The organism is Cupriavidus pauculus (assembly GCF_022179805.1).
GTDB lineage: Bacteria > Pseudomonadota > Gammaproteobacteria > Burkholderiales > Burkholderiaceae > Cupriavidus > Cupriavidus pauculus_E.
Genome location: NZ_BPUO01000019.1, coordinates 77328 through 92859, shown reverse-complemented (window position 1 = coordinate 92859; position 15532 = coordinate 77328). Strand labels below are relative to the sequence as shown.

Genomic DNA, 15532 nt, shown 5'->3' with positions numbered 1-15532 from the left:
AAAGCCTCCGGAAACGACGACCACCGCTCCCTCAATACAGGGAGCGAGAAGGATGTGGCGTAGCTTCGGAGGCTAGGTGCGCAAACAGCAGTGGAGGATAGCGTGCGGAGGCGGTGGGGCGCGCGGCTGGTTCTTCGCGCGTAGTGCGAAGAACGGCGCGGCGTCCAGCACGGGGGGCTCGACGATGATGCTCGCCAGAACCGGGATGAATGCGGGAATCTGTGGCGCAGCGTGGTCGGCGTGCTTCGTATCGGCCTGACAATGGCCCATACAAAGCGCCTTTTGACTGTCGATCGGCGCGGCATCCTGTTCGGCCATGTCGGCGCAGGACACCATGGCTTCCATCGGCGGCTGTTTCGTTGGCTCGCTCTCGCCCATCTTGCAGGCGTAGGCGGCCGTTGCCAGTTGAACTGACAGAAACACAACCAGAAGGAATCCGGCAATCCATGAATGCCGGCGGGCCAAGTCACGCACGATGGTCGAGGATATCAAAGCAGCGCCAAGCATAACTGCTTTTGGGTAGATTGCAACTGCGAACCATTAGGCACGCCGGCAGCGGCCGGTGCTCCCAAGCTACAGGTGCGTTATGCCAGCGATGACATATCGCTGGCGCGCGCGCCATCGGTGTACGGATCGCGGGTGTGTGCCGGCGGAGCCAATGGGCCCGTCCGGTCCATACCGGCCATGCTCAAGGCGCCGTCGGTGAAGACGTTGCGCTGATCAATGCGGCTGCCGTCCAGGTAAGGACTCCGTTCGCCGAGGACCGACGCAAGCGCGTTGCCCCATGCACGATTAGACACCGTGTCAGAATCGGTGGTGGTGCCGTGCGAATCGATAGCCTTGCTCATCCAATGCGCATGCGTGTCAGACGAGGACATCGGATGCATCATCTGCTTGCATTGTTCCTTCATGGCCTGGTTTTCGGCGGCCGTGGCATTGGCTTGATGTGCAGCCAGGCGAGCGCGCTGGATGACATCCCAATCCGGGCCGGCAAAGGCGGACGTGGCGAGTCCGGCGAATACAAAGGCGGCGGCAATTCTGACGACGTTCATGATGTTTCCTCAATTGAGTGATTGATGTTCATACGTGCTGGGTTAGCGGGCGAAGCACAAGAAGAGGTGGCTTCGTCCTACCCGGTGGCCAACGTTGGATGCCTGCCGTCAGGCGGTCAGGCATAGGGAACATCAAGGCCTCAGTCGGGCTGTCGCCAAATAGATTGGTATAGGCGAGGGAGATGGTACGTTGCGCACCGCCGGTGACACTTTCTGCGCAGTCGGTGAAGTAAGACGCCAGAACTGTACGGAGATTCGTGGAGGCGCATCGCCGCCAACAGGCGGATGCGGTTGTGTCGCGCTTGCCGGGGCACCGCGAAGATAGGTTGCACAAAGCGCCGGTTGATCGTCGTCCGCGCAGCCAACTTGCCGCAAGCTGGCCACATTGTCGCCAACCATGTCGGTCGGACAGACATAGGCGGCGGATGCCGAACCGGTCAGCAGCAACGCTGCGAGCCAAATCCAGGCAATAAGGCCGCGAACGGTGATCGAATTTTTCACGTTTTCGAGTGATGGCGACTTGAGAACGCTCGAAGCGTAGACGTTCCCACTATGGGAACGTCAAGCGCTTTATGTAGCCTCAGTCCGATGGATTTTGGATACCGGCTCCGTATTGCGCGCCGCATTTCGGCTCACCCGGGCGATTCATGCGAGTTTGGCCACCGGCTAGCTGTCTTGGCGAGTAACCATGACACCAGGGTGGTCCAATGCCAACGGCTGAGGATAACCAAGGAGCCTTTGAGCCAACGCGTGTAACGAGCCGTGGAAAAGTTGTTGACCGACGCCCCGCTTGTCATGGGCTTGTCGAGAGACCGAAACCAGAACCTAGGCGGATCTTGGCCTCAGTTTTGGGAGCGGCAGCTCATGGCCGGCCTTGGCCAGCTATCAACCACCAAGCCACCGCCGTCTCTGGCCGACCCTTCACGGCCGCTCAGCGTTGCATTGCTGACGACCACTATTGTCCGCGGAACAGTCGTTCGGAATCGCAACAACTACCACAGGTCATGCCAAACACCCTTCGAGAGCAAAATCAGCGTTCCGCGATGAACGACGTGCCACTCGGTCAGGCGCTGCGCTCGCCGCGAAATTCACCCCCAGTGTCCGGTTAGTTCAAGAGCCTTACGCGCCTGAAAGCGGCCAGGATGGCCAAGTCATAGCCGACTTTCAGTACACCGCAGACCACTAATGGGGCTCCGGCCCAGCCCATTGCCATCAGCCCGCCGGCAAGCACTGGACTGATGGCGGCAGCAAGGCTGCGTGGCACTGCAGTCAGACCTGCCGCAGCAGTTCGTTCGGCGGGGGTGACCACCGCCATCACGAATGCCGTCCGCGTTGGCACATCCATTTGGGACAGAGCACTGCGCGCCAGTAGCAATAGCAACGTCAGCGTCAACGATGGCGAGAATGCGGCGGCAATCAGGAACGCGCTGGATGGGATGTGCGTGAACACCATGGTGTTCACCAGACCGATCTTTCGGGCCAGCGGAACGGCGGCGAACTGGGAAGCCGTGGTGAGCAGTCCGGCCCAGAAAAAGAACTGGCCCGCTGTACCCGGAGACATCCCGAAGCGCTGCATTAGCCAGAGTGACAGCAAGGCATTGACGACCAGGCCGCCCGCAAACGCATCCACACTGAACAGCAACGCGAGATGGATCACGATTCGGCGTGATGGGCCCAGTGGTGCGGCTGTCGATGTCGACTGCGGATGGGGTTCAGGCAACCTCGCGTAGAGCGCCCAGAGCGCAATGCCCGTCAAAGCGTAGACGACGAACATCAAGCGCACGGCATCAAGAAACGGCAAGCCCGCATGCCTGGCAAGCGAGGCTGGTACGGCTGCGGCTAGCGCCCCAAATGCAGCGGACAACGAGGCCGCTATTCCGTAGCGTGCGAACAAAGCCGTGCGTGCGTCGGGTGTCGCGGACTCGGCAAGTCGTGCCTGCTCCAGCGGCAGGAATATGCTGACATCCCCCGAGCTCGGGTTTAGCGTGCCAACGAAGGCAATGATCAACAGCGGCCAAAGCGAAGTCAGACCCGCAAAAGCCACCCCGGTCGCGCACATCAGGACCGCGGCAAACATCAGCAGGCGGCGCTGTTGAAAGCGGCTACCGACGAGCCCGACCAGAATGGTTGCAATTGCGGAGCCTATCAGCGTGACGCTGCTGATCAGTCCCACAGCGAACTGGTCGAAGCCGAGCGCCAGCATGTACGCGGGCAAGAGTACCGCCACGAATCCATCGCAGAAGCCACGCAGTGCCCGCCCGGCAAGCAGCGGCATCGCACTGGCATCGATGCCGGACGGCAGCATGTTGCCGGCGAGCATTGGGCGGATCACTGGTTGAGCCGCGTCACGGTCGCTGGCTTGCTAATCGCGGCCTCGAAACGGGTCGCCACCTGTTGCCAACGAATGTTCTGCATGAATACGTCGACGTATGCGGCAGCTTTGGCGCCAAACTCCATGTGGTACGAATGTTCGTACATATCGAGCGCCAGGATGGGCGTGCCACATGCGAGCGTGTGCGCATGGTCTGGCGCCCATTGATTGATCAGTCGCTGATCACGCGCCGAATGGGTGAGTAGTACCCAACCGGAGCCTCCGCCGAGCGCCTTGCCCATCGCACGGAACTCTGCCTGCCAACGCGCAACAGAGCCGAAATCGCGCTCGATGGCGGTCTTGATACCCTCGTCGGGCGGCCCGCTATTGCCAAGGCTATCGAAGTATACCTCGTGCAGAATCATGGAGTTCGTCGCGATCAACTCCTCGCGTTTCAGCCCATTGAGCACAAACGCGGGGGCGCTCTCTGCATCCAGTGCGGCAAGCTCGGCGGCAATGGCGTTGAGGCGTTTGACTGCACCGCCGTAATTGTTCTCGTAGTGGCTAACGATTAACGCTTCCGAAAGACCCGACAAGCTCGCGGGGTCGCAGGCAAGGGGTTTCATTTGGTAGATCACCACGGTCTCCTGTGGCATTAGTGATGCAGCAATGGATAGGCTGCGAGCCCAATCAGGGCCGCGCCTGCGACGACCATCGGCTCAGATAGCTTCTTGAACTTCAGGAGCAGCGCTACAGTGACGAGCGCGAGCAGCGCGGTCGGAATATCGATGATCGAACGCTTGGCCAGAACGATCACCGCCCCGGTGATGGCGCCGATGGCGGCCGCGGTGACGCCATCGACGAATGCCAGGATGGCCGGCAGCTTTCCGTATTTCTTGAAGTACGGCGCCGGCAGGACGGTAAACAGGTAACAGGGCAGGAATGTCGCTGCTGCTGCCACACAGGCGCCGGGCAGCCCCGCCACAAGATACCCAATGAAGCCGACGGTGATGACGACGGGGCCGGGCGTAATCATGGCGACCGCCACGGCATCGACAAATTGCTTGTCGTTCAGCCAGTGGTGTTCGGTTACGACGCCGCCGTACAGGAACGGTACGATGGCGAGCCCCGAACCGAAGACAAATGCTCCCGCCTTCGCAAAGAACACACCAATTTGCGCGAGCAGCGGCCAGTCCACGGTACTCAGCATGCCAGTCGCCGCCGGCAGCGGGGCCGCTGCAATGACATTCAGCCTGCCTTGCCGCAACCACTTGGGCGGTGCACGCCAAAACCACACCAGCACGCCGGCGACGAGGAATAGCCAGGCCACTTCCGATTCGGTGATAACGGTGACGGCGACGGACACCAGATAGATAAACCACAGCAGCTTGTCCTTGCCGACACTCTTCCTGGTCAGCTTGTAGGCGGTGATCGCGATGATCCCGATCACCGCCGCGCCCACGCCGTAGAACACCGACTGCATCCAGGTCAAACCGCCAAAGCGCACATAGGCCCAGCCGAGCGCCAGCACTATCAGGAACGACGGCAGCACGAAAGCCACACCGACGAGTGTGGCGCCTAGGATGCGGTAGTGCACGTATCCGAGGTAGATGGCGAGTTGGGCGGCGAGTGGACCCGGCGCAAGTTGCGCGAGTGCAAGACCTTCCTTGTAGTCAGCATCGGTAATCCACTGCCGCGCGTCGACCAGATCCCGGTGCATATAGCCGGCAAGCGCCACGGGTCCGCCAAAACCCAAGGTTCCAAGTCGCAGGAAGTACAGCACCAATTGCCGCAGTGTGTAGCCGGGGAGATCGTGGGCCGGGGCGACGGGAGCGGGAGGCTGGGACGCGTTCATCTGGTCGTCAGTGAAGGTTTGGGCGTGCTGGAGAAGTGGGTGTAGAGCGAGTCGAGGACATGCCCGATCTCCTCCAGCACTGAATCGTCATCGGGTAGAAGTTCGCGCGTGCCCGCCAGTACCGCTTCGAATCCACTGGCCTCGGCCACGGGCGATCCGCCGATATCCAGTACGTGAACCATCTGGCCCAGGCGAGTCAGTCCCTTGTTCTCATCGAGTCCAAAGCTTGCGAGCAACACCTCGAAAGACACCCGGTCACCGATATGCGTGAATGTCGCGCTGTCGAAGTCGAAACTCAGCGCATCGTCCGGGCACTGCCGTATGTCATCCAGCCAGAGGAAGGTGGCATGGGGATCGATGAAGCGCCGGATCAACCAGGCACAGGCGACGCGGTCCACCCAAACGTGGCGCCGTGTTGCCCAGCGTCGCCCTTGGTACTGGGCCGGGTCTCGTCGAGGAATGTTTCCCGCCGCGCGTTGCGGTTCGCCAGGAGAGAGCATGATGTCGATCGCCGCATTGAAATCGCGCCACTGTGCTTCGGCGCGGGAAGATGCCTCATTGGGGAAGAAGTCAATCTTGCGGAGCGTGTCGTAGCAGCGACCGTAGCGGCGAGCCATGCGCAGCAGGTCTGCTTCGTCTGTATCGGCCAGCGTTGTACGGGCGCTGGTGACGTCTGCCACCCAGTCTGCGTATTCCGCGGTCCGATCAAACAACGCGCGATACTCGCCATCCTGCCGCGCATCCGTAGCCTGGACTGACAGTATCCAGACCTTGCCATCCTCACTGATCGCGTCTGCCGCGAGCGCCTGCAATGGCTCACGTAACGTGGCCAGATCGGGTAGCAAATAGACGCCATCGCGCAATGCAGCCGCACCGAGCGCCTTGATGCCGCGCCAGAAGCGCATACGGGCTGTGGCGGCCGAAGTCGGCAAGCTGACCACAAGCAGTACCCAGGCGGAGGCATATGGAAGAGAAGTCATGCCCCCAGCTTAGTGCGTCGTAGGTTTCGCTTCAATACTGTAGCGATCTCTACATTAGTGAATTCTGGGCGAGGTAAAGTGCCAATTTGGGCGCATCGCGGTGGACAATAAGCGGTACCAGTGTTCTGCCCTATCTCGCTATGTCGCTTCGCACCGCATCTCCCGCCTTGCTCGCGGCCATCTTGTTTGGCGCCAGCACGCCGCTGGCGAAAAACTTGACGGGCGCCGTTTCGCCGCTGCTTCTCGCCGGCCTCCTGTACCTCGGCAGCGGACTGGGACTCGCGCTGGTGCTTGCATTACGCAGATTTGCGCGGACCGTGTCGAGGTCCCACGACGCAGCCGGCATACCGAGGTCCGAGTGGTTTTGGTTGCTGGGGGCAATCCTTGCCGGCGGCGTGGCTGGTCCCGCATTGCTGATGACTGGTCTGGTCACGGCGAACGCGGCCTCGGCGTCGTTGCTTCTGAATGTGGAAGCCGTGTTCACGGCACTGATTGCATGGGTCGTGTTCAAGGAGAATGCGGACCGTCAGATCGTGCTCGGCATGGTTGCAATCGTGGCCGGAGGCTTGGTGCTGGCGTGGCAGCCCGGTAGTTTGCAGATGTCCGCTGGAGGAATGCTGATCGTCGGAGCTTGCCTCTGCTGGGCGATCGACAACAACCTCACGCGCAAGGTCTCGAGTAACGATGCGCTACTTGTGGCCTGCATCAAAGGCGTTGTCGCGGGCGTCTGCAATACGACGCTGGCATTGGGGCAGGGGATCGCCATGCCATCGCTGCCTGTCGTTGGCGGAGCGATGTTGGTTGGCTTCGCGGGTTACGGCGTCAGCCTGGCGCTGTTTGTCACGGCGCTGCGTACGCTAGGGACTGCGCGCACCGGCGCGTATTTCTCGGTGGCCCCGTTATTTGGCGTACTGATTTCGTTTGCGATCTGGCCGGAGAAGCCTGGCGTGGCGTTCTGGTTAGCCGCGGCACTGATGGCATTCGGCGTCTGGCTGCATTTGCGAGAGCGCCACGAACATGCGCACACGCACGAGCCGCTGGATCATAGCCATACGCACCGGCATGATGAGCACCATCAGCATGCTCACGATTTTCCGTGGGATGGCCGTGAACCACATAGACACTGGCACCATCACGACGTCCTCATGCACAAGCATCCGCACTACCCAGACGTGCACCACCGACACGCCCACTAGGTTGCTACCTGTCGCAGTGGCCGCTTTGAGATGATCTTCAGCCTTTTCGAGGCGAAGGTATAAATGGCTGCAAATGGCCGACAAGCGCCCGCTCGCCGGCCAGCGGTTTGTCACACTTCAGTCTGCTCAGCCATCTCGATGGCGTCGTCAACCTCGATGCCGAGGTAACGAACCGTGCTCTCCAGCTTCGTGTGGCCAAGCAGTAATTGGACAGCTCGAAGGTTTTTGGTGCGCGGTAGATGAGCGATGCTTTGGTTCGCCGCATAGTGTGGGTGCCGTACGCGGTGTCGTCTAAGCCGATGGACGCAATCCAGCGATGCACAATCCTGGCGTACCGACGGGTCGACAGGTGGGCCGAGGCGTGGATCCGACTTGGAAACAATGGATCGGATGAACGCAATCCGCGGTCGGCGATCCATGCTTCAAGACTTGATCGGGTCTGCTCCGTAATCTCGAACTGGACCGGCCTGTGCGTCTTCTGCTGGATCACCGTCGCTCGAGCACCGACGCGGCTGCCCTGACAAACGTCTCGTACGCACAGCCTAGTGAGATCACATGCCCGAAGCTTGCTGTCGATCGCGAGATTGAACAGTGCGAGCTCACGATGGTTCGACGACATTTTCAGCCTTGTGCGAATCGCCCAGATCTCGCAGAGCTTGAGCGGCGGCTTTTGTCCGGTGAGCTTACCCTTATTCCACAGTGCCCGCGGGGCGGCGGGTGAATTGGACATCTCCATGATCATCTCCTTTCCAACGAAGGAAAGATCAGTTTGCTCCGAAACCTGTGCCGCCGACGGTCGCTGACCGGCCCGTTCTCGGTCAGATGAAAGGGATAACTTGACTGACTGTTGTCGAGTGCCTTTCCGACGGTCATGGAGTCATCATTTGGCCTTCTCGATGTCGCCCGGCTTCCACGTCTGATCTTTCGCACCACCTAATCTCCGGTTGCCGCCAGCCCTGATACGATTACCTGTAAGGGTCTGTTTCCGTGCTGGCGAGCAAGTCGCTGGCTGGCGTTACGGAGTATGCTCGTTTGGAATGCCCTCGATCGGACACTCCTCCGTTCCGATGGTATGCCGGGTCAGCGATTCGACCATCTTGCTGGGAAGTTCGCCTGGATCGACGGCGGTCACTACATGACATCCTCGACGCATGTCGCTAACTTGGTACACGGCATCGAACGCGCACTGATTGCAGGTACGCCCGGAGAGATCTACTTCATCGCGGATGCCGATTCCATCGAGTTCCGGACCTTCGTCAGCGCAATGCTCGAGAGCCAGGGCAGACGGGTGCCGGACAAGAAGGTCCCGCGATGGCTGGTCTACGCGATTGCCGCCATCGGCGAACGTATCGCGGGCGTGACAGGGGGGCGTTGGTGTCCGCCTGTCACGCTGCAAGCGCTAGCCCCTTCGGCCGTCACCGTGACCGTTGATATCTCCAAGGCTTGCCGCGAGCTGGCTTACAACCCAGCGGTCACCCGTGAACAGGGGCTGGCTGAATTGCAAGATCTCCACATCGACTGACCGGCGTCGGCGCACGCCATCAAATGGCGGCGCCCTGCACAGCACTGGCCAGCGGCTCGACGGCATCCATCTCTTGATCGTTGAGTTGAATGCTTGTCGCAGCCACGTTCGCTTCCAGTCGATCAGGCCGGCGCGTGCCCGGGATCGGTACCATAGACACCCCCAGTTGCCGTGCCCGCGCATACAACCAGGCGAGAGCCAATTGGGCAGTGGTGACGCCGCGAGCACGACTCAAGCCCTCCAGCGTCGACACAAGGCGGCTGTTTGCTTCCTGGTTTTTGGGATGAAAGCGCGGGAACTGGTTGCGGGCGTCGGCCGGTGTGAGTTGTCCGGAAAACGATCGGCCTGTCAGTAGTCCCCGACCCAGCGGCGCATACGGAACCACAGAGATGCCCAGCAAGGCAGCGACGGGGGCGACCTCTCGTTCAATCTGCCGGCTGAAGACTGACCACTCGGACTGCAACGCGGCAATCGGGTGGATCGCGTGTGCAAGTCGCAATTCCTCCGCCGTCACCTCGCAAAGACCGATCGCCCGCACTTTTCCGACCTTCACCAGTTCGGCCATCGCCCCGATCGACTCATCAAGCGGAACGTCCAGGGTGCGGCGATGCATGTAGTACAGGTCGATGGTGTCGACACCCATGCGCTTGAGAGAGCGATCCACGGCCTCGCGGATGTAGTCCGGGCGATTGCTGATGCTCCAGTCGTCGGGACAAGTTGCTGTTCGCGTGTAGCCGAACTTGGTCGCGACGACGACGTCCTCTCGATGCGCGCGAAAAAAATCGCCAAGAAAGGATTCGTTGGCTCCCAAGCCATACATGTCGGCGGTATCGAATAGCGTTACGCCCAGTGCCAGTGCACGATCGAGCGTGGCACGCGCCTGCGAGGTATCGGTGTCACCGTAAAACTCGCTCATGCCCATGCAGCCCAGGCCTTGCATGCCGACAAGCAGCCCGGCCGTGCCGAGGCGAACCTTGGGTAAAGAAGGGGTAGGGATTTGCATCCATCAGGCTCCGATTGAAGGTAGAGTCCGTTGTTATAAGCGTGTAGTTAGCTACAGAGTCAAGGAGTTGAGAATGCGGATATCCGAGTTTTCGAGGGAAACTGGGCTTTCAGCGGAGACGGTTCGTTTCTATGTGACCAAGGGCCTGCTGAAGCCTAGGCGGGGCACAGCCGGCGGCCGGAATCCGTACCAGATCTTCTCGACGGATGACGTTACAGCCGCTCGAATGATCCTTCTGCAGAAGTCATTGGGATATTCGCTCGATGAGATCGCGGCGCTGAACAATGAATACCGGTCCGGAGCGAGATCGGCAACACGAACGGTGGAGGTGTTGCGCACACAGATCGCCAAGCTGGAAGACAGGCGTGCTCATCTGGATAGTGCGCTGGCGTTCCTGCAAGGAAAACTCGCGTGGATCGAGGCTGGGAAGCCGGGAGCCTCCCCACTGTTCCCGGAGTACGAGTGCCGAGGACTCGATTGACGGCTCGGCGATAATCGCTATTCGCCCAACAGCGTGCGGAAGATGCTGTTCGAGCAGGGCAGAGAACTGGTAGGGATTCTCACGCACGGTGCCCCCTCGATACCCCGCTTGATGAAGACAAGCCCTGGACTTCCTGTCTCGGCGGCGTCAAGTGCGGGAAAGTGTTATGGGCGTAGTCGCTATGATGCACGCCGTCCGCCTCAAGCGACCGCTATAGTGTGGTAAGCGGACCGACCGCGGTCTAGTGCCAACGTCCTTTGTTGGCCGACAAGCGCCAGCTCGCCGGCCAGCGGTTTGTCACACTTCAGTCTGCTCAGCCATCTCGATGGCGTCGTCAACCTCGATGCCGAGGTAACGAACCGTGCTCTCCAGCTTCGTGTGGCCAAGCAGTAATTGGACAGCTCGAAGGTTTTTGGTGCGCGGTAGATGAGCGATGCTTTGGTTCGCCGCATAGTGTGGGTGCCGTACGCGGTGTCGTCTAAGCCGACGGACGCAATCCAGCGATGCACAATCCTGGCGTACCGACGGGTCGACAGGTGGGCCGAGGCGTGGATCCGACTTGGAAACAATGGATCGGATGAACGCAATCCGCGGTCGGCGATCCATGCTTCAAGACTTGATCGGGTCTGCTCCGTAATCTCGAACTGGACCGGCCTGTGCGTCTTCTGCTGGATCACCGTCGCTCGAGCACCGACGCGGCTGCCCTGACAAACGTCTCGTACGCACAGCCTAGTGAGATCACATGCCCGAAGCTTGCTGTCGATCGCGAGATTGAACAGTGCGAGCTCACGATGGTTCGACGACATTTTCAGCCTTGTGCGAATCGCCCAGATCTCGCAGAGCTTGAGCGGCGGCTTTTGTCCAGTGAGCTTACCCTTATTCCACGGCGCACGCGGGGTGGCGGGTGAATCGTCTCCATGATCAGCTCCTTTCGAACCAAGGGAGGACCAGTTTGCTCGCCCTGCAGATCTTCGCTCATGACGGTTAGTCGGATGCGCCACGCGTGCCTTGACGCTTTGTTCAGGCGGTCGCTGACCGACCCTTCTCTGCCAATGCCATACCTAGTGACGAAAGGCCGATAGGAAGCTCATTACCGCCGCTCGATTGGAGAGTTAGCTACCTGAAGGAGCGTCCTTTGTCGCCCTTTTTGGTATTCCCAGGGTGTCCTTGCCTTCAAGCCATGTCACGAGGTGTTCAAGGAAGCCCTGGGCAGCCGGGGACGCCGCACGGGTGGACGAATAGTAAAGACACACGTGGCGCACGACTTCCGGATCAACAATGCGCCTCATTACCAGCCCAAGCTTGTTCGCAAGTAGACCGACATAGGCCGGCGCCAACGTCAGCGCGATACCCGCCGCGGCCATTCCGAGGGCCGTGCTGACGTTATCTACGACGTCAATGGGGGCAATGCGTTCGCCTTCGGCGGCGCCAGCATGCATCAGCGAGACGTTTCGCTCGTAGTCGTGACCCGCAGCGACCACGGCGTGCTGGCGAAGTTGGGCCCACACGACTGTCTTTCGCTTCGCTAGGGGATGGTCCGGTGCGCACCACAATACCCACGAGCTCTTGAAAAGACTGATTCGAGTAACGCTGTCATCGCCATATTGGTCGGGACCGACGGCAATATCAACGTCGGCGTTTGCCACCATGTCGATGAGGTTATCTACTGCCGCATCGCGGATGCGTATGACAACTTTAGGGTATTGCTCGGCATATGCCCGTATTGCGTCGGGCAGGATCGTGCCTGCAATCACCATCGGAGCCGCGATGCGGACGACACCGGCGGCCCGGTTTCGGATGTCGTCTGCCGCCGATTGCGCGAGCTCGAAATGCTTGAGAACACTACGCGCTGACGGAATGAACTCGCGACCTGCGGGGGATAGCGTGACGCTGCGCGTAGTCCGATCGAACAACCGAAAGCCCACGGCCGACTCCAACTCTGCGATTAGCTGACTGACTGCGGAAGGCGTGAGACTCAAGCGTTCACCTGCCTTGCCAAAGTTGCGGACATCCGCTACTGCAAGGAACGCCGTGAGTTGCCGGGGAGTGAAACGCGGAGTGGGCACGGCATCATCTATTGAACAGTATGGCTTAATAATAGATCAGGATTAATCGATTGTCTTGTCGGATTGCACGGTGCAGACTCGGGTCGCTGTCAAAACTATTCGAACCTGGAGACAATCCCCGTGGCACTCCCTTTCCTTGCGCCCCTCGAAACCGAGGCCGCTGTCGAAGATCAGGCCTACACGAAGGTAACGTGGCGCCTGATTCCGTTTCTCTGTCTGTGTTTCGTTATCGCTTTCCTGGATCGCGTCAACATCGCGTTTGCGAAGCTTCAGATGTCGTCGGACCTTGGCTGGAGCGAGCAGATCTACGGTCTCGGCGCCGGCATCTTCTTCCTGGCTTACTTCATCTTCGAAGTGCCAAGCAACCTCGCAATGCACCGCGTGGGCGCCCGGCGGTGGATTGCTCGAATCATGATTTCCTGGGCAGTCCTCACTGGTGTGATGGCTTTCGTACAGTCCACCACCGCGTTCTATGTGGTGAGGTTTCTGATCGGCGCTGCAGAAGCCGGCTTCTTCCCGGGCATCATTCTGTACCTGACGTACTGGTATCCCGCAAATCGCAGGAGCCGCGTCATCGCACGCTTCATGACTGCTATTCCGATCGCTGGGGTCTTCGGCGGTCTGCTCTCCGGCTGGATTCTCTCGTCCTTCAATGGACGTGCGGGACTCGCGGGATGGCAATGGCTCTTCCTCATTGAATGTGTGCCCTCGCTGGTCGTCGGCATAGCGGTTCTCTTCTATCTCGATGACAGCATCGATAGCGCGAAGTGGCTCAGCGCGGCAGAGCGCGGTCTGCTGAAGGCCAATATCGATGCGGATCGCAAGCAGAAGACATCGGTATCACTTGGGGATGCCTTCAGGCGTTCCGTGGTCTGGTGGCTTGCGCTTGCGTACTTTGGCGCGGCAATGGGTCAATACGGATTCAGCTTCTGGCTGCCGTCGATCATCAAGCGCATGGGTGTGGCCTCCCCGCTGGATATCGGAATGCTGTCAGCAATTCCCTACGCTTTCGGTATCGCGGCAATGCTTGTCGTTGGCCGCAGCGCCGACCGTCATGGCGAACATCGCTGGCACTATCTCGTCCCGTGTGCCGTCGCGGCATTGGGCTTGGTGGCTAGCGCGCTGTTCAGTCACAACCGCGTTGTTTCACTTGCTGCGCTAACGATTGCCTGCATGGGGTTGCAATGCCTGGCGCCTGTGTTCTGGCGTGTCCCCACGGCCATCCTTGGTGGCATCGCCGCCGCTGCGGGTGTGGCCCTGATCAATTCCATCGGCAATCTTGCTGGTTTTGTCAGTCCGTACATGGTCGGCTGGATCGCCGACCGCACCGGGAACACCAATATTGCGCTGTACGTCATTGCAGTGTTCCTGGTTCTGTCGAGCTTCATCGTCTTCTGGGTCAGGAGCGACAACGGCGCCAAGAACTCCTGATCGATGGCCGTAGATAACGTAGCAAACATGAATCAACCATTCGAAGATCTCCTCGCAGCGATGACTTCAGCGTTAGGCGCCGAAGTCGTCGTGCGCGATCCATCCATCACTACCGCGCATGCCGGCGATTGGAGCGAAGCGCGGAAACATGCGCCTCCTGTTGTTCTGTTTCCAAGGACGCCGGAGCAAGTCGCCACGGTATTGAAGCTCTGTAATGAGGCGGGACAGAAGGTCGTCGTGCAGGGCGGATTGACGGGGCTCGCAGGTGGCGCGACCCCTCAAGATCACGAGTTCGCTTTGTCGCTAGCGAAACTCAACCGCATCGATCTGATCGATGCAGTTGGCGGCACCGCTACCGTACAGGCTGGGGTGGTTCTGGAAGAACTACAGCAACAGGTGGAAGAGCAGGGCTGGTACTTCCCGCTGGATCTCGGCGCTCGAGGCTCTTGCCAGGTAGGGGGCAACGCGGCCGTCAATGCAGGCGGGAACCGGGTGATCCGCTATGGAACGATGCGGGACTTGGTGCTTGGTATTGAAGTGGCACTGCCTGACGGTCGCTTGATGACGATGCTCAATGGTATGACCAAGAACACCACAGGTATCGATCTCAAGCATCTTTTCATCGGAAGTGAGGGGACGCTCGGGGTGATTACTAGACTGGTGGTCAAGCTCTTTCCCAAGCCTCGGGGCTCGTGTACGGCGCTCTGCGCGCTATCTTCGTTCGACGCAGCAGCCAAGCTGATACGTCTGAGCCGAGCGGCATTGCCGACGCTTTCCGCTTTCGAGGTGATGTGGAGCGATTTCATGGCTGCTGCCGAGATGGTTTCCGACCTGAGGCCGCTGTTTGGCCAGGAATTTCCTCTGTATGTACTGATCGAGTGCCTTGGTGACGACGAATCGATCGAGCGACAGGCGCTGGAACAGTTTCTCGAGCGAGTGCTGGAGGCCGGCGAGGTGGAAGACGCCATCGTCGCACAATCGCTCGATGACGCAGAAGGGCTCTGGGCATATCGCGAGTCCGTGGGAGAGCTGCTGGCAGAAATGAAGCCCCATGCGGCGTTCGATGTCAGCGTGCCAATGGCTTCCATGGACCGCTTCGTCAAGTCCGCTCGTCAGATGCTTGACGAAGCGTTTCCCGGTCAGCGCCACCTTTTCTTTGGCCACATCGGTGACGGCAATCTTCACGTGCTGTCTGGCCCGCACACCGGTGACGATCTCCATCGTGTCGAGGAACTGGTCTATTCCGCCGTTCGGCACGCGAGCGGCGCAATCTCCGCGGAACATGGCATCGGCATTATCAAGAAGGACTTTCTTGACTATAGCCGTTCGCCTGAGGAATTGGAGATGATGGCCGATCTCAAGCGGCTGCTAGATCCGAATGGCATCCTCAATCCTGGTCGCATTCTGTAGCAAGGTTCGGGCGTTAGCATGGGCGGCCGTTTAAGCAGGATCTCACCGACTGACTTGCTGCATTGCATTCGAGCAAAACGCCGCGAAATTCATCGGGGAATGGATACCGTAGACGACTCGCGCGAAGCGGTGGCCCGGTTCCTTGCAGAACAACTCAGATTTGCGATGGCCTTGGGTTCGCCTGTCGAGATCGCTGTTGTGCTGGGGTGTGCCGCGGAAATGTCG

13 protein-coding genes and 2 pseudogenes are annotated in these 15532 nt (G+C 59.9%); 5 read left to right on the top strand and 10 right to left on the bottom strand.

Translation table 11 applies throughout. The annotated features are described in order from the left end of the window. Positions 1 to 72: 72 nt before the first annotated feature. The 6 genes from MFF62_RS27385 to MFF62_RS27360 form a co-directional block, all read right to left on the bottom strand. A complete protein-coding gene (locus MFF62_RS27385) occupies positions 73 to 507 on the bottom strand; it encodes a copper resistance protein (RefSeq protein ID WP_404990847.1) in 435 nt (144 codons plus the stop codon). A 77-nt stretch (positions 508 to 584) separates the two neighbouring features. Beyond that, entirely contained in the window at positions 585 to 1052 is a 468-nt protein-coding gene (locus MFF62_RS27380; protein WP_238266417.1) for a hypothetical protein, read from the bottom strand. 1105 nt (positions 1053 to 2157) lie between these two features. Further along, positions 2158 to 3372, bottom strand: coding sequence for an MFS transporter (locus tag MFF62_RS27375; protein ID WP_238266416.1), 1215 nt, complete (start codon positions 3370 to 3372; stop codon positions 2158 to 2160). Positions 3373 to 3380: 8 nt separating this feature from the next. Further along, entirely contained in the window at positions 3381 to 3989 is a 609-nt protein-coding gene (locus MFF62_RS27370; RefSeq protein WP_238266415.1) for a superoxide dismutase, read from the bottom strand. 29 nt (positions 3990 to 4018) lie between these two features. Further along, positions 4019 to 5218, bottom strand: coding sequence for a chromate transporter (locus MFF62_RS27365; protein ID WP_238266414.1), 1200 nt, complete (start codon positions 5216 to 5218; stop codon positions 4019 to 4021). Next, entirely contained in the window at positions 5215 to 6198 is a 984-nt protein-coding gene (locus MFF62_RS27360) for a chromate resistance protein ChrB domain-containing protein (protein ID WP_238266413.1), read from the bottom strand. Before MFF62_RS27360 ends, MFF62_RS27365 begins: the two co-directional genes overlap by 4 nt. A 140-nt stretch (positions 6199 to 6338) precedes the next feature. On the opposite strand from MFF62_RS27360, the gene MFF62_RS27355 reads away from it, so the two are divergent. After that, positions 6339 to 7394: a DMT family transporter gene (locus MFF62_RS27355; RefSeq protein WP_238266412.1), complete on the top strand. Its 1056-nt coding sequence runs from the start codon at positions 6339 to 6341 to the stop codon at positions 7392 to 7394. Between the two features lie 110 nt (positions 7395 to 7504). Here the strand turns inward: MFF62_RS27355 and MFF62_RS27350 are convergent. After that, positions 7505 to 8130, bottom strand: a pseudogene (locus tag MFF62_RS27350) (tyrosine-type recombinase/integrase). A 399-nt stretch (positions 8131 to 8529) separates the two neighbouring features. Here MFF62_RS27350 and MFF62_RS27345 point away from each other — a divergent pair. Then, the gene (locus tag MFF62_RS27345; protein WP_238266410.1) at positions 8530 to 8916 is read left to right on the top strand and encodes a Rossmann-fold NAD(P)-binding domain-containing protein; all 387 of its coding nucleotides are present in this window, start codon (positions 8530 to 8532) and stop codon (positions 8914 to 8916) included. 19 nt (positions 8917 to 8935) lie between these two features. On the opposite strand, the gene MFF62_RS27340 is transcribed toward MFF62_RS27345, so the two are convergent. Continuing rightward, positions 8936 to 9919: an aldo/keto reductase gene (locus MFF62_RS27340; RefSeq protein WP_238266408.1), complete on the bottom strand. Its 984-nt coding sequence runs from the start codon at positions 9917 to 9919 to the stop codon at positions 8936 to 8938. A gap of 73 nt (positions 9920 to 9992) precedes the next feature. Between MFF62_RS27340 and MFF62_RS27335 the strand changes: the two genes are divergently transcribed. Beyond that, a complete protein-coding gene (locus MFF62_RS27335; RefSeq protein WP_238266403.1) occupies positions 9993 to 10400 on the top strand; it encodes a MerR family transcriptional regulator in 408 nt (135 codons plus the stop codon). Positions 10401 to 10697: 297 nt separating this feature from the next. On the opposite strand, the pseudogene MFF62_RS27330 reads toward MFF62_RS27335, so the two are convergent. Then, positions 10698 to 11293 (bottom strand): annotated as a pseudogene (locus MFF62_RS27330) (tyrosine-type recombinase/integrase); the annotation flags it as partial. A gap of 219 nt (positions 11294 to 11512) precedes the next feature. After that, positions 11513 to 12466 (bottom strand): LysR family transcriptional regulator, encoded by a 954-nt coding sequence (locus MFF62_RS27325; RefSeq protein ID WP_238266398.1) that lies wholly within the window; start codon positions 12464 to 12466, stop codon positions 11513 to 11515. A 120-nt stretch (positions 12467 to 12586) separates the two neighbouring features. Here MFF62_RS27325 and MFF62_RS27320 point away from each other — a divergent pair, with 120 nt between their 5' ends. Continuing rightward, entirely contained in the window at positions 12587 to 13897 is a 1311-nt protein-coding gene (locus tag MFF62_RS27320; protein WP_238266397.1) for an MFS transporter, read from the top strand. A 27-nt stretch (positions 13898 to 13924) separates the two neighbouring features. Next, on the top strand, positions 13925 to 15307 hold the full coding sequence (locus MFF62_RS27315) for an FAD-binding oxidoreductase (protein WP_238266395.1): 1383 nt from the start codon (positions 13925 to 13927) through the stop codon (positions 15305 to 15307). Positions 15308 to 15532: the final 225 nt, after the last annotated feature.

What these genes read in the sequence shown, in the direction of transcription:
- MFF62_RS27385 (WP_404990847.1), bottom strand. Translation starts at nt 507, where the DNA reads ATGCTTGGCGCTGCTTTGATATCCTCGACCATCGTGCGTGACTTGGCC.
- MFF62_RS27340 (WP_238266408.1), bottom strand. Translation starts at nt 9,919, where the DNA reads ATGCAAATCCCTACCCCTTCTTTACCCAAGGTTCGCCTCGGCACGGCC.
- MFF62_RS27370 (WP_238266415.1), bottom strand. Translation starts at nt 3,989, where the DNA reads ATGAAACCCCTTGCCTGCGACCCCGCGAGCTTGTCGGGTCTTTCGGAA.
- MFF62_RS27315 (WP_238266395.1), top strand. Translation starts at nt 13,925, where the DNA reads ATGAATCAACCATTCGAAGATCTCCTCGCAGCGATGACTTCAGCGTTA.
- MFF62_RS27355 (WP_238266412.1), top strand. Translation starts at nt 6,339, where the DNA reads ATGTCGCTTCGCACCGCATCTCCCGCCTTGCTCGCGGCCATCTTGTTT.
- MFF62_RS27335 (WP_238266403.1), top strand. Translation starts at nt 9,993, where the DNA reads ATGCGGATATCCGAGTTTTCGAGGGAAACTGGGCTTTCAGCGGAGACG.
- MFF62_RS27375 (WP_238266416.1), bottom strand. Translation starts at nt 3,372, where the DNA reads ATGCTCGCCGGCAACATGCTGCCGTCCGGCATCGATGCCAGTGCGATG.
- MFF62_RS27360 (WP_238266413.1), bottom strand. Translation starts at nt 6,198, where the DNA reads ATGACTTCTCTTCCATATGCCTCCGCCTGGGTACTGCTTGTGGTCAGC.
- MFF62_RS27380 (WP_238266417.1), bottom strand. Translation starts at nt 1,052, where the DNA reads ATGAACGTCGTCAGAATTGCCGCCGCCTTTGTATTCGCCGGACTCGCC.
- MFF62_RS27345 (WP_238266410.1), top strand. Translation starts at nt 8,530, where the DNA reads ATGACATCCTCGACGCATGTCGCTAACTTGGTACACGGCATCGAACGC.
- MFF62_RS27365 (WP_238266414.1), bottom strand. Translation starts at nt 5,218, where the DNA reads ATGAACGCGTCCCAGCCTCCCGCTCCCGTCGCCCCGGCCCACGATCTC.